Here is a 13887-nt window from a genome sequence, read left to right as displayed (position 1 = left end):
TGCTAGGCTCTTGGGGGTTCATTTTCTCCAAGAAATTCATGCTTTTTTCCTAGGACTTTTCTTCATTAAAAGGAGTACTTATGCGCAAAATGTTCATTAATGGAGCTTGGTCTGAGTCTCCAAAAAGCTCACCAGTGATTCGCTCCTTCAATGGAGAAACTGTGGATCACATTCCAGATGCCACAGATGAGCAAGTAGAGCAGACCCTCAAGGCAGCCCAAAAGGTGTCAAAAATATTGGCACAAATGCCAGCCCATGAACGAGCCAGAATTCTTAACAAGGCTGCAGCGTTGATTGATGATAATGTGGAGGAGTTGGCCAAATTGGTCTCTCTTGAAGTTGGGAAACCCATCTCAGAAGCTAGAGGGGAAGCAGGACGTGTGGGTGAATTGTTGAGACTCTCTGTGTTTGAAGGCACTCAAGTGCGTGGGGAGAGTCTTCCTTTAGACGCACAAGTCGGTGCTGGCAAAGACAAATTGGGTTTCACTATGCGAGTACCCTGTGGAGTCGTGTTGGCTATCACCCCCTTCAACTATCCATTACTGCTCGTGATGCACAAAATTGGACCTGCCCTGAGTGCAGGAAATGCCGTGATCTTAAAACCAGCTAAGCAGACCTCACTCTCAGCTTTGCGGATGACGGAACTCTTTTACGAGGCGGGCCTTCCTGAAAATGCTCTGCAAACCATCACAGGTTCTGGTTCACGATTGGGGAAGTTACTCTGTGCCGATAAGCGAGTGCGCAAAATCAGCTTCACGGGAAGTACCGATGTTGGTGAACAGATCACCCGAATTGCAGGGGTCAAGAAGCTCTCCCTAGAGCTTGGTTCAAGCTGTCCCATGATAGTGATGCCAGACACTAATCTTGACCAAGTAGCGGCTGCGACAGCAACAGGAGGCTTTGTCAATGCAGGACAGGTTTGTATTTCCCTTCAGAGAGTCGTTGTCCATCAAAAAGTCTATTCTGACTATTTAGATGCAGTCAAGAGTGCTGTGGAGGAGATTTCCGTGGGTGATCCCATGAAAGAATCTACCAAGCTCAGTGCGATGATCAACGAAGCAGAAGCAGCACGTGTGTCAGATTGGCTCCAAGAAGCAGTCCAAGGCGGAGCTCGTCTAATTGCAGGGGGCGATCGTGAAAAAGCCATTGTTCAACCGACAGTCATTGCTGATGTCAAACCCGGTATGAGACTCGCCACGCAAGAACTCTTTGGTCCCGCAATTGGGGTTGCGCCTGTGGAGAGCTTTGACGAGGCGATGGAAATTGCTAATGGTGTGAATTATGGACTTGGAGCCAGTATTTTCACAAAAGATGTCAACACAGCCTTACGCTTCGCTCAACAGATTGAGAGTGGGAATGCCATGATTAACTGGTCCCCACTTTGGAGAGCTGATCTGATGCCCTATGGAGGCTTCAAGGGTAGCGGTATTGGCAAAGAAGGTCCTCGCTACGCCGTAGAAGAGATGACTGAGTTGAAGACTGTAGCGTTCCACGGCTTGTGATTCATCCAGCAGGCTCATAGGAGCCTGCTTTTTTCCTGCCCAAAGCATCCTCACCAAACTTCAGTGCAAAAAAAAATTACACCCCTCATTGATTGGTCTTTGACAAATAAGCATTGAATATAAATCAAAGATATTCATGCTCTAATGATCAGAACTCTGATCTGGAATGTTCTCCCGTCAATATTCATTCAATCTATCTTTCCAAAGCTATCCTTGAATCTTAAAAAATTTAGAGAAAATCCAAATCAAATGGGGATTCTCTACATGATGCTGGCAATGGCAGGCTTTGCAATTGAAGACCTAGTCATCAAGCTAGTTTCTGCCCGATTACCAGTCAGCCAGATTCTGATCATGCTGGGATTGTTGAGTTTGATTTGGTTTGTGTTGATCGCCAAGTGGAAAAAAATCCCTCTGCTGACCAGGGAAATGCTGAATAAGCCTTTTATAATTAGAACTCTGGCAGATTTGTTTGCAGCGCTCTTTTATGTAATTGCTGTCGTCAATTTACCCCTCAGTTCAGCCTCGGCAATACTCCAGTTTTCTCCATTACTTGTGACCTTGGGGGCAGCTCTTTTTCTGGGTGAGAGAGTCAGCCTTGGGAGCTGGATCGCGATTGGCTTCGGCTTTGCTGGAATGATGCTGATCATCCGTCCTGGTACTGAAACCTTCACCCCAGCATCAATTTTCGCAGTTTTGTCTGTTGTCATGCTGGCTTTGCGAGAAATCACAACGCGGGTAATGTCAGTTTCTGTGCACTCCCTTGCCGTCTCAAGCTGGGCTTTTGCTGCTTGTGCGCTGATAGGTTTCATCACAATTCCTTTCTTCCCACTTCCAGTCATACCTACAAGTGAAGACCTATTGCTGATGCTCGCCTCCAGCGTGGTCAGTTGCATGGCCTATTACGCATTGGTCCAGGCAACCCGAGATGGAGAAGTCTCCGTGATTACTCCATTTCGCTATACTCGACTACTCTTTGCGTTGATTCTTTCCTCTTGGATTCTTGGAGAGCAGCCAGATACGATAATGTACATTGGATCCGTATTGGTTGTTTTTTCAGGGCTCTACAACCTTGGTTTTGGGCGCATGTCTTATGCTGCCCAGTCTGCATCCTCATAAACTCCAATCACACCTTTCGAGCCAGAGCAATCCAGCCTCCAAAAATTATGAAACAAGCACCCAGCGCAGTTGTCCATGCTGGAATTTCCTCAAACAACAACCAGCCAGCGACCGCTGAAGCAGGAATCTGGATATAGATCCAAGGGGCAATCCTTGAAGACTCCATTCTTCTGAAAGCAAAGAAAACGGTAGTCATTGCTAAAAGGTCAATTCCTACCATTGAGCCCATCCATAAAAAATGTTGATAGTCTGGTAGATTCCCTCCAGTAGCCCACAACAGTATTCCAGCAACGATTGAACCCGATAACTCCTGATAAAACACCCAGCGTCCCTCAGGTTCTTCGGGATATCGACGAATCCAGGCGTTACCCACAGCATGACTTATTGCCGCCAGCAAGGGTGCCAACAAATACCAACTGAAGCTCTCCCATCCTGGCTTCAGACAAATCATCACTCCCACAAAGCCCAAAGTAATGGCCAACCAGATTCTTGGTGTTACCGGCTCTCGCAGCCAAAAAATTGCTAAAATTACCAAGAAAAAAGGACTGGTGTTCAACAAAGTGCTGTAAAGAGACAGCGACACAAAATGAAGTGCATACACACCACCCAGAAAGGGCAAACACACGATCACCCCTCGGATCAAGTGGATGCTGATGATCTTGGTTTTGAAACCACTCCACCCGCTGCGCCAGTAGATCCATGCACCCATTACCAGGGTGTTCATTGCTAGCCACGGAGCTATGAGACTAAATGGCTCTAAATCCAATCGAAGCAATTTGATCAAAGCGCCCAGTATCGCAAAGCAGATAAAACCTGTGAGGCCAACCCAGAGTGGGGAAATCGAATACGCCATAAGTATATTTTGAATTTCAAAGTTGAGTACCGCTGTCAGATACTAAAATAAGTTCAAAACAAGGCAGCTATTGAATATTAAGTTGCATTTCTGAAATTAGCATTTGTTTGACATATTTGAATTTTTTTAAAATTAGTATTATAAATAATAAAAAAACTATAATTTAATGAAATAATCACTAGGTGTCGAATTCGCCCCAACAAGCATTCAAAACGTTCCACGAGTAAACTGTAAATTTCACTCATTAGATTGATTTCTTCTAAAAAAATCATTCTTTGAAATTCTAAAATTTTATTCAGAATTTTATTTAACAAACATCCTCAGGTAGTTATGTTTATTATTTTCACCCAGCAGATTCGTAAAATTTTATTTTTACTTGTCCTCTCGATCATGTTGCTTTCCTCATTCAAAGCTTTTCCGACAGAAAGAACCCTTTTGTTTTCAGGTGGTCCTGACGGGGGTACATTTCAATATTTCTCGGCAGGAATCTCTGAATATCTTTCTAAAGAATTGGATGATTATAAAATCCTTAATGAAGCATCAGCCGGATCTGTTGAAAATTTGCGTCGTCTCAATAAAAGAGAAGCTGACTTTGGGATCACATATTCTGGTGACTTATATCTGGGCCGAAATGGCAGGCTAAGCAATAACGCACGACAATACAGAAACGTTCATGCTGTGGCCTATCTTTATGGAGCACCGGCCCACTTAGTTGTGCTGGATGACAAGCGGATCAATAGCGTTTCAGATCTTGTTGGGAAAAAAGTTGCAGTTGGGGCTGTAGGCTCAGGTGCAGCTGCTTCTGCCCAACGCTTTTTTGAAAGCATGGGAGTTTGGGAAAAAATCGAGCCCCAGTTTCTTGGATATAGCGAGGGTGCAGTTAGTCTGGGTGATGGGTTGATTGATGCCCTGTGGGTTTTTGCAGGATATCCCAATTCTGCCGTGATCCAGGCCGCTTCAGCCAATAAGATCAAATTGCTACAAACTTACACAGAAGCTCAGAAGAACAGAAAACTGTTTGAAGATTTTCCCTTCTACTCAAAAGTAGTGATTCCAGCAGATACGTATCCAGGTGTGGACTATGATGTGGTTACGATTCAAGATTCTGCTCTTTGGACAGCGAGCAGTCGACTTCCGGGAGATGTTGTCGAGAAAGCTGTCAAACTGATTTATCAGTCCGAGGGGTTGGATCACTTGGTAAGTGTGAAATCGACTGCAAAAGCAATGAGTATTGATTCTGGATTGACAGGTATCGTTACTCCTGTTCACAAAGGAGCCCAAAATTTCTGGAAATCAAAAGGAAAGACACTTACCGAGGTGCAAATCCGATAGTAGTGTTCTAAAACTGCTTAACACAAAGTGGTAATTTGATCTAGATTTTAAAATATTACCTATCCATTTCCATGGGCACATCAATCCTTTTCAAAATGAGGGTAGACAAAACGAAGAAATCAACGAAGTTGTTTGTGAATGCCAATGGAAACTTCAAGAATAAAGAAAAGTCATCATGCTTTTTTTGAATATTTTCTCTGATCTCGCATGTATCTGGTTCTGAAAATTAAAATAAATCAGAAAAGTACCCTACAAAGAGTTTTTAAAAAGCCTCCAGTGTACTTACTTCAAAGACCACCACCACTACCTAGAAATTGAGATGATTTCCTAATTTTCAAACTAACTTCTCCAATTTTACAAAAACTCTAAAGGTTCCCATGAAAATAATAAAACTAGTAAGCCAGGCACTCACGTTCCTCGCAGCAATTTTCCTTCTATCAACACAAAATCAAGTTTGGGCTGCTGACAAAGACTATGTATTGAACACAGCCTCTACCGGAGGAACGTACCACCCTGTAGGGACTGCTATCGCTACTTTGACAAAGGTCAAACTATTGCCAAAGCAAAAATTTAGTCTCACTGCCGTGAACTCAGCTGGTTCTGGAGCAAATGTTCAGGCTCTTGGTGCAGGGACAGCTGATTTTGCGATATTGCAGGGTTTGTATGGATCTTATGCAGCAACAGGTACTGGCCCCATTTCAGAACCCCAAAAAAACCTGCGTTCTGTAACGATGCTTTGGCAAAATGTTGAGCAGTTTCTGGTAGCTAATGAAAAGGTAAAATCTGGGACTGTGTCTGATTTGATGGGGCTCAAAGGGCAATCCGCTGGCATGGGCAAGCAAAATTCAGGAACACTGGGCTCTAACAAAGTTTTGTTGTCCGGTTTAGGCATTGACATAGGTAGTGAATATGATCTTGTCTACGCAGGGTATGGACCCACTGCTGATGCACTTGCCAATGGACAGATTGTGGCCGCTGGCATTCCATCTGGACCCCCGACAGGAGCAATTACAAAACTGATGGCGGGCAACAGTGAAAAATTCACAATACTTGATGTCACCTCTACTGAGGCAAAAAAGATGGATGGTGGCAGATTGCTCTGGACGCCATACGTCATTAAAGCTGGTACTTACCCAGGACAGGACAAGGATATCAACACGATCGCACAGCCAAATTTTCTAGGTGTGAATGCTAGTGTCGATGAGAATCATGTCTATTTACTGACAAAAACGATGTACGAGAACTTGCCTTTCTTACAAGCTATTCACCCTGCAACTAAAGTCATGGCAGTTGAAAAGGCGATGGCAGGTTTACCAGTTCCTCTTCATCCTGGAGCTGCTAAATATTACAAAGAAATGGGCATGGCTATCCCTTCACATTTAGTTTCGAAATAAGACTCGTGATGGGGACAGATTTCCTCCGGCCTCATCTCATTGAGCCACTTTATGATTCCGTCACTAGAGAATGATGCTATTGAGTACCAATCAAGGGATGAGTGGCTAGCTCTCAACTCACATAACAAAACAATAATCCAATGGTCATTTGCCTTCTTTGCTGTCGGTTTTGCTATCTGGCATGTGGCCACAAATCTGCTGATTAATGAATCTCCCCTTTGGCAAAACACTATTCATTTTGCTGGCTTTGCTGTCCTAGCAACGGTTATTTACCCATCTAAATTTCTTGGTCGCCCAAACTTATTCTTGGACCTCGCTTATGGCTTCCTTGTAGCCTGGGCAGCATGCTGGGTTGCTGCATCCGAATCCCGCATTTATGAAGACACTTTAGCGCTCACCGGACAGGCCTGGCAGTTCAACGTGTTTGATTGGACTGCTGGATGTGTACTCGTTGTAGCAACTATCGATTTCTCCAAGAGAGTTTCCGGTTGGGTAATTCCTATTCTAATCATTCTTTCGGTATCCTATATTCTTTTCCTCGGTGAGCATCTACCAGGTGTATTTCGGGCAGCGAGCCTGCCCTTAGATGATGTCTTGTTTCGAACAATCTATAATGATGAAGGACTATTCGGCATTCTGGCGAACATCTCCTCATCCAATATAGCTCTTTTCATGATATTTGGAGGGTTTCTAGTAGTATCTGGTGCCAGCGATTTTGTAATTGAAGTCTCAAAAGTTGTAGCTGGTCGAATTCGGGGAGGAGCAGCATTTGTTGCCGTTATATCCTCTGCTTTGACCGGCACTATAAGTGGATCAGCAGTCGCAAATACTGCCTCAACAGGGGTAATCACAATACCTTTGATGAAATCGAACGGATTCAGAGGACAATTTTCTGCAGGAGTTGAAGCCGCGGCTTCAACTGGAGGTCAATTGATGCCTCCCATTATGGGAGCTGGAGCATTTGTTATGGCAAGTTACACCGCAATTCCATACTCCACAATTGTTTCGGTATCAATCATACCAGCCTTTCTTTATTTTTTGTCAGTTGCTTTTGTGGTTCGCATTGAAGCTGTAAAGTACCGGGTGGGTGAGGGCATTGATATGAGCATTAGTCGTGCAAAAATTTTAGCAGGTGCATTGACTTTTATTGTTCCACTGGCGGTTATGATTGGTTTGCTGATGTCTGGTGTAACTCCAAGCTTTGCAGCTTCAACTTCAATTGCAGTTTTGATCATTGTGTCATGGTTATCGTGGTTCCTCGGTCAAGTAACTGGAATGATCGAATTACAAACCAATGTCATGAACATGAAGCGGATTTTTGAAGCTTGCTTAGTGGGAATGCGAAGTGGAGTCCTGACTGCCATCCTTCTTGTCTCAATTGGGGTGATCAACAATGCAATTGTGACTAGTGGGATTGGAAACGGATTTTCATTGATGATTGCTCAGTGGTCTCAGGGTTCCCCGATAGTGGCAATCGCATTAATTGCACTTGCATCTCTAGTTTTGGGAATGGGGTTGCCTGTCACAGCCTCTTATATCATCCTCGCAATCTTATGTGCACCAGCTTTAGCAGGAATATTGGCCGATACCATCATCATAGAAAAATTGATGGTGGGCTTGACTGATCCAATGCACTCAGCTTTGTTTATGTTAGTGGAAAGCCCTTACATAGCAAAAGTTGCGACCGGTATGAGTCTCCAAGAAGCCTCTAGTCTGATGGCAGATGTACCGTTTGAAGTCGCTATGACAATTCGGCCAATGCTAATAGACGCAGAAGTGATGATGGGTTTTTTGCTTGTAGCTCACCTAATCATTTTCTGGCTCAGTCAGGATAGCAATGTCACTCCACCTGTCTGTCTCGCGGCCTTTACTGCAGCAGGAATCGCAAAATCTCCACCAATGGCAACTGGCTTTCAATCATGGAAAGCTGCAAAAGGCTTATACATCGTTCCACTCCTATTTGCATACACACCACTTGTAACCGGATCTTTGCTAGAGGTTTTGCAGATTGGTTTCTTTGCATTGTTTGGAATTTACGCCACCAATGCCCTGATTGCTCGATTTGCAGAAGGACCAATGACTAGTTGGTATTGGCCAATGCTTGTAGCGGGAATAGTACTATCGTTTTGGCCATTGGATCTCATGCTGAATATGTTGGGCGCCGTTTCTGTTCTAATGGTAATCATTCATAGCCATCGCAGTAATTTAGCCATTATTTACTCCCATTGACCTAGTAAAATCATATTGACCACCTTAAACGTAATGCACAGTTTTCATAATTTCCATAAAACTCAGTTGAATCAACATTCCCACTCAATCAATCCGAGATTACAGGAACTACATCTACCAATGGTTGTTCTTGAAAACTTTTTAGCATCTACCAAGGATATCAGTGTTCAGGAGCTAGAATACGTTCCATATCAACGGCTTGTTCTGGCCCATCTCTTAGATGAGGAATGTGGTGGCTCACTCAAAAAAATCCTCGTGGAAACGTTACATGACCGAGCAACCGGAGCTTTGGAAATCAGTACACCTCCCGACCTTAACAAAGACGATTTGATCAAAATTTCCACTGCAGTCAGTCACTTGGTTGGCTTACCAAATTTCGACTCCATGAGTGGAAATTACTACGCCTGCTTTGATGTAAAGGACACCGACAACAGTGACTCTTACCTAAGGCAAGCCTATCGTCTCTTCACCCTGCACACTGATGGGACTTATGTGGAAGAGACAACCGACTGGGTCTTGATGCTCAAGCTCAAGGAAGTAAATGCAGAGGGAGGAGAAAGCAGACTATTACACCTAGACGATTGGGAAGAAATGGAAATCTTTGCGGAGCACCCTTTGGGACACACTCCCATGGAATATAAATCTCCGCCAAGCAAAAACGTTTCAGTTTCTGTAAAGCGTCAGACATTTTATCAGCGTAATGGTCGACCCTGCCTCTGTTTCATCGACCAGTTCGCGTATCCACATACGATCGAGCAAGCTCTTTTTTTGAGGGACATGTCACAATCAATGGAAAATTCCCCAAAAACCCTCTTCATCCCATTGCCCACTGGACACATCTTATTAATCAATAACCACTTTTGGGCACACGGGAGAGAACCTTTCGCAAAACACCCTGAACTGTATCGGGAATTGTTGCGCCAGCGTGGTGCTTTCAATGAGCAAATTTAACAAATTTCTTTTGACGCCACGTGAAAGATAATAGAGAGCTAAGTTCAATCAACGAGCCTAATTGCCTAAGTAAAATTAATTGGGAAATTAAAAACCCAAATTTCAATTAGTTTTCAAACATATTAAACTTAAACAAGCTTCTGCTTCCCAATCGGCAATTTACGAATCCGCTTTCCTGTGGCAGCAAAAATTGCATTTGTGATTGCAGGTACTATTGGTGAAGTAGCTGGTTCTCCTGATCCACTTGGGGGTCTATCGCTTTCCACAATTGTGACATTTATCTCAGGAGTATCTCTCATTCGAGCGATTTTATAGTCATCAAAATTACCTTGAACAACCTGACCATCATCCAAAGTAATTTGCTCAAATAGCGTTGCTGACATACCCATAATGATGCTTCCTTCAATTTGCGCAACAACACTATCTGGATTTACTGCTAAACCACAATCTAGAACGCAATCTACACGATTGATCTTTACTCGACCTCTGGTATTGATTGACACCTCTGCAACCAGTGCCACAACTGTAGTGACTCCCTCAAGAGGGAACCATTCATTTATTGCAATACCACGCCCTTGTCCTTTTGGCAATTTTGTTTCCCAATTCGCTTGTTTCGCAACCTGTTCTAAGATTGTTTTGTGCCGCGGACTCTCATGCAAAAATCTTAACCTATATTCAAGAGGATCAACCCCTGCAGCATGAGCGAGCTCATCCATAATACTCTCTGTATAGAAAACATTGATACTGTTAGGTGGAGCCCGCCAAAGCCCTACTGGCACACCGAGCTGAACGGGAGAATGGCCAACATCTACACCATCCACTTTGTAAAAATGTTTTGGTATTATCGGGTAGTCATGAACTCTTCCTGGAATTGTCATAGGATCAAAGTTCAGTTTTCCAAACGTTGGACCAAAAAAGAATTCAGTGGCAGCTATATTTTCTTGTGATACCTGATTTTCCCATTTGTTTGGGATACCCTCTGAATTAACTTTAACCCGAAATTTACTTACACTAGCTGGACGGTAAAATCCATGTCTAGTGTCTTCCTCACGGCTCCAAACAACCTGCACCGGTTTCTTTATGGATTTTGAAACAAGCAGCACTTGCTCAACATAATCATCCATAAGTCTTCTGCCAAAACTTCCTCCCATCATCATGCTATTAATTTTAATTTTCTCTTCAGGCAGTTCGGTAACTTTTTTGGCAACTTCCATACAAGCATGTTGATTTTGAGTTGGTGCCCAAATTTCACAAAAATTTTCGGCGACGAATGCCGTACAGTTTATCGGCTCCATAGCTGCATGATGGAGATAAGGCATTTCGTATTCTGCCTCAACAACATCACTTTCTTTCATTTCGCTTGTTGTAATATCGTTATTCGCTGCCCTCTTGAGTGTTTCGTAAATTGTTTGACTATCCAATCCTACTGTTCTACCACCGTCAAATTTTGGATCTAAGGCCTCAAGTCCTTGCATGGCATGCCAAGTAGAATCAGCTACAACTGCAACACCATGAGGAATTTGTATCACTGCTTCAACACCTTTAATCGCCAAAGCAGCTTTACTGTTATAGTTAGCTAGATCTCCTCCAAATACAGGCGATTGCTTGACCGTTGCGAATTTCATATTTGGAATACGTACATCAATTCCAAATTTTGCCGAACCATCCGTTTTGGAAGGTGTATAGAGTTTTGGAATAGGTTTTCCGATTAATTTAAATTGATCGCGGCTTTTCAGTTTAGGATTATCTGGAGGTTCGATTACTGCTGCTGTGGAGACTAATTCACCGTAGCTTAAAGCCCGATTGCTTTCACTGTGCAATACTTTACCATCCTCTGCTCTACATTCAGAAATCGGTACCCCCCATTTTTGCGAAGCAGCTGTTTTCAACATTTCTCTGGAGCTAGCACCAACAAGCCGTATTTTCTCCCAAAAAAAACTGATACTGCTACTACCACCGGTGACCTGAATACCACGTGGATCTGCCTGTGGATTTATAAATTCTGGATGGAATGGAGCTGTCACCACATTTATGGTTTTCCAATCAGCTTCTAATTCTTCTGCAAGTAGCATTGCTTGGCCCGTGTGTGCATGCTGCCCCATCTCAGAAGCTGGAAGAATTAGAGTAACTTTATTATCGGTACCTATTCGTACCCAGAGTCCAAGGTCTTTGTCCAAAGTTCGAGGACTGCTGAGTATCTTTGGGGAGGAAAATGTACAACCAACTAATAGTCCACTTCCGGCTAAACCCGATAATTTTAGAAATGTTCTTCTATTTAATTTAGAGCTAGTCATTATGCCTCCTTCATCATTTCTGCCGCCACATGCATTGCTTTGCGTACTCTAGTATATGTTCCGCATCGACACAGGTTCAGCATACCACGATCGATATCTTGATCCGTAGGATTGGGTTTTCTATTTAACAATGATACTGCTGTTAAAATCTGACCGGACTGGCAATATCCGCATTGTGGAACTTCTTCCGCAATCCAAGCCTGTTGAACTGGATGACTATTGTTGTTAGACAAGCCTTCGATAGTTGTAATTTCTTCGTCTAGCACTTCTTCAATTGTGACACCGCACGACCTTACTGTTCGACCCTTGATAAGTACCGTACAAGCACCGCATTGCTGGATACCGCAACCGTATTTTGTTCCAGTGAGATTCAGTGTATCTCGAAGGAACCAAAGTAAGGGAGTGTTCAGTTCAACTGTCACTTGATGTTTGATTTTATTGATAGTTAATTCTGCCATTTCATGTACCCTATTTTCCAAATTATTGATATGATTTATGAATATTTTATTATTTAACTTCGGTCTGAGATTACTTTGATTTTTATTAATGTCCTACTAGAAAATAGAAATTCTTTTAATTTATAATACATTTGTTTGCAACAAAAATCAGAAGTCTACTAATTAATTTAAGAAAATCTTTTAGGAAGTATTCTTTATAAAAGATTAATTTTAATAGTTATTTATTCAAAAAAAATTTTACCTTTTGTTTTTTCCTGTGTTGACTCTCTCCAAAGCACCAGTTAGTTGATTGACAGACAAAAACAGAAATAAAATCTTACTTTGACTTATAGACAGGATATGATCATGTTTTTTCTCTGAGGAGCCAACAAGTATAATCTTCGTCAATTTTATAATAAAGAATTTCAATATTTTAAAAATTAAAACTGGCTAAGCTTTGGCAGATTTTGCAATGATGGCATCATTTTCCTGAAGCTGCAGTATTCAGGAATAACTGATAGTAAAATGCGAAAGCATTCAGTTCCACCATCAAGGTATTTCCAGAATTAATTAACAACATACAAAAACAGGTTTTCAAAATGTTCCAACTGACCAGCCTTTCAAACAAATTTCTTTTTATTGTTTTTCTTTCCCAGTTGATAGTTTCGATAGTGCATGCGGGAGATTCTCCATCGGTCCCGGGAACTAAAATCTACTTCATCAATATAAAGGATGGAGACAAGGTAAAAAGCCCTGTTCTAATCCAATTTGGTCTGAGTTCTCAAATGGGAATTGCTCCAGCCCTTGTAGATTGGCCTGACACAGGACATCATCACCTAATCATAAATTCGCCAACTCCTGATCCAAACAAAGCCATTCCTAGTAAAAGCAAGAATCATATTCACCTAAGCGGTGGTCAAACAGAATGGGAGGTTGATTTCACATCAGGCCAGCACACGTTGCAACTGATCTTGGGAGATTATTCACACATCCCGCACGACCCTCCTGTAATTTCAGAAGTCATCACCATCACTGTGGAGTAAAGAGATGAAACTCTCTGTTGGCAGTAAATTGCTCCTACTCATTACGATTGGGGGAGGACTGGCTCTGACACTGATGGCAGTTGTTCTGATCGGGATGGAACTAAACAGGGCAGACCAACGTTTTGTTGAGCGTTATCAGGGTCTTTCAGATTTGATGTCAACTGAACTAGCCCCTGCGCTGCACCTGTCTGATGGGAGAATCATTGGGAAACGCATCCAAGCCTTTTTGAGTGTTGCAAAGAACGACCTAGAGTTACTTCGAGCCTATGATCTCGAGGGAACTCAAATTTATGAGTATGGGAAAGCAGACTTTGAAACCCAACTTAATCAACTGATCATTAATCGATTGCCAACTCTTCAGACAGGGCAAATTGTTATTGAGCAGAATGAGGCAAACCTGATCCTACTTCAACCAGCTCGGCTCGCTAGCGATGAAATGGCTGGCTATGTGGGGTTGATTTGGAGCCGTCAGGAGCTACAAAATCAACGTGAGGAATTAATAATTACCTCAGCATGGTTGATTCTAGCCATGCTCCTGGGAACAAGTTTGAGTTTACTAGGGGCAGTGTACCTCTTTATCACCAGACCAGTTGGACAAATGCTTCTTTCGCTTGATACAAGTTCGCGGGAAATTGCCGATTCAAATATAGAACTCTCAGAACGGACTCTGAGGCAAAGCTCTTCACTCGAAGAAACTGCAGCTTCAATGGAACAGATGTCAAGCATCATGGAAAAT

General features: G+C 42.8%; 11 protein-coding genes. 8 read left to right on the top strand and 3 right to left on the bottom strand.

Annotated features, from left to right (window positions below; genetic code table 11):
- Positions 1-80: 80 nt before the first annotated feature.
- On the top strand, positions 81-1502 hold the full coding sequence (locus P8O70_05240) for an aldehyde dehydrogenase family protein (GenBank protein ID MDG2196281.1): 1422 nt from the start codon (positions 81-83) through the stop codon (positions 1500-1502).
- A gap of 249 nt (positions 1503-1751) precedes the next feature.
- On the top strand, positions 1752-2618 hold the full coding sequence (locus tag P8O70_05235) for a DMT family transporter (protein MDG2196280.1): 867 nt from the start codon (positions 1752-1754) through the stop codon (positions 2616-2618).
- 7 nt (positions 2619-2625) lie between these two features.
- On the opposite strand, the gene P8O70_05230 is transcribed toward P8O70_05235, so the two are convergent.
- Positions 2626-3471: a DMT family transporter gene (locus P8O70_05230; protein ID MDG2196279.1), complete on the bottom strand. Its 846-nt coding sequence runs from the start codon at positions 3469-3471 to the stop codon at positions 2626-2628.
- Positions 3472-3801: 330 nt separating this feature from the next.
- Between P8O70_05230 and P8O70_05225 the strand changes: the two genes are divergently transcribed.
- From P8O70_05225 to glaH, 4 genes are all read left to right on the top strand, one after another.
- Entirely contained in the window at positions 3802-4803 is a 1002-nt protein-coding gene (locus P8O70_05225; protein MDG2196278.1) for a TAXI family TRAP transporter solute-binding subunit, read from the top strand.
- Between the two features lie 377 nt (positions 4804-5180).
- Complete coding sequence (locus P8O70_05220) at positions 5181-6197, top strand: TAXI family TRAP transporter solute-binding subunit (protein ID MDG2196277.1); 1017 nt, start codon at positions 5181-5183, stop codon at positions 6195-6197.
- Between the two features lie 51 nt (positions 6198-6248).
- Positions 6249-8426 (top strand): TRAP transporter fused permease subunit, encoded by a 2178-nt coding sequence (locus P8O70_05215; protein MDG2196276.1) that lies wholly within the window; start codon positions 6249-6251, stop codon positions 8424-8426.
- A gap of 33 nt (positions 8427-8459) precedes the next feature.
- Positions 8460-9377 (top strand): glutarate dioxygenase GlaH, encoded by a 918-nt coding sequence (gene glaH, locus P8O70_05210; GenBank protein MDG2196275.1) that lies wholly within the window; start codon positions 8460-8462, stop codon positions 9375-9377.
- Between the two features lie 128 nt (positions 9378-9505).
- Here glaH and P8O70_05205 read toward each other — a convergent pair whose 3' ends face one another.
- Both P8O70_05205 and P8O70_05200 read right to left on the bottom strand, forming a co-directional pair.
- Positions 9506-11671 (bottom strand): molybdopterin-dependent oxidoreductase, encoded by a 2166-nt coding sequence (locus tag P8O70_05205; GenBank protein ID MDG2196274.1) that lies wholly within the window; start codon positions 11669-11671, stop codon positions 9506-9508.
- On the bottom strand, positions 11671-12129 hold the full coding sequence (locus P8O70_05200) for a (2Fe-2S)-binding protein (protein MDG2196273.1): 459 nt from the start codon (positions 12127-12129) through the stop codon (positions 11671-11673). Before P8O70_05200 ends, P8O70_05205 begins: the two co-directional genes overlap by 1 nt.
- Positions 12130-12707: 578 nt before the next feature.
- Here P8O70_05200 and P8O70_05195 point away from each other — a divergent pair.
- Together P8O70_05195 and P8O70_05190 are read left to right on the top strand one after the other, a co-directional pair.
- Positions 12708-13151, top strand: a complete 444-nt coding sequence (locus tag P8O70_05195; protein MDG2196272.1) for a DUF4399 domain-containing protein — start codon at positions 12708-12710, stop codon at positions 13149-13151.
- A 4-nt stretch (positions 13152-13155) separates the two neighbouring features.
- A partial coding sequence (locus P8O70_05190; protein MDG2196271.1) for a hypothetical protein occupies positions 13156-13887 on the top strand: 732 nt, incomplete at its 3' end.

The organism is SAR324 cluster bacterium, assembly GCA_029245725.1.
GTDB lineage: Bacteria > SAR324 > SAR324 > SAR324 > NAC60-12 > JCVI-SCAAA005.
The sequence above is the reverse complement of the archived record's forward strand: the minus strand, read 5'-3'. Positions and strand labels throughout refer to the sequence as shown.

What these genes read in the sequence shown, in the direction of transcription:
- P8O70_05240 (MDG2196281.1), top strand. Translation starts at nt 81, where the DNA reads ATGCGCAAAATGTTCATTAATGGAGCTTGGTCTGAGTCTCCAAAAAGC.
- P8O70_05235 (MDG2196280.1), top strand. Translation starts at nt 1,752, where the DNA reads ATGGGGATTCTCTACATGATGCTGGCAATGGCAGGCTTTGCAATTGAA.
- P8O70_05230 (MDG2196279.1), bottom strand. Translation starts at nt 3,471, where the DNA reads ATGGCGTATTCGATTTCCCCACTCTGGGTTGGCCTCACAGGTTTTATC.
- P8O70_05225 (MDG2196278.1), top strand. Translation starts at nt 3,802, where the DNA reads ATGTTTATTATTTTCACCCAGCAGATTCGTAAAATTTTATTTTTACTT.
- P8O70_05220 (MDG2196277.1), top strand. Translation starts at nt 5,181, where the DNA reads ATGAAAATAATAAAACTAGTAAGCCAGGCACTCACGTTCCTCGCAGCA.
- P8O70_05215 (MDG2196276.1), top strand. Translation starts at nt 6,249, where the DNA reads ATGATTCCGTCACTAGAGAATGATGCTATTGAGTACCAATCAAGGGAT.
- glaH (MDG2196275.1), top strand. Translation starts at nt 8,460, where the DNA reads ATGCACAGTTTTCATAATTTCCATAAAACTCAGTTGAATCAACATTCC.
- P8O70_05205 (MDG2196274.1), bottom strand. Translation starts at nt 11,671, where the DNA reads ATGACTAGCTCTAAATTAAATAGAAGAACATTTCTAAAATTATCGGGT.
- P8O70_05200 (MDG2196273.1), bottom strand. Translation starts at nt 12,129, where the DNA reads ATGGCAGAATTAACTATCAATAAAATCAAACATCAAGTGACAGTTGAA.
- P8O70_05195 (MDG2196272.1), top strand. Translation starts at nt 12,708, where the DNA reads ATGTTCCAACTGACCAGCCTTTCAAACAAATTTCTTTTTATTGTTTTT.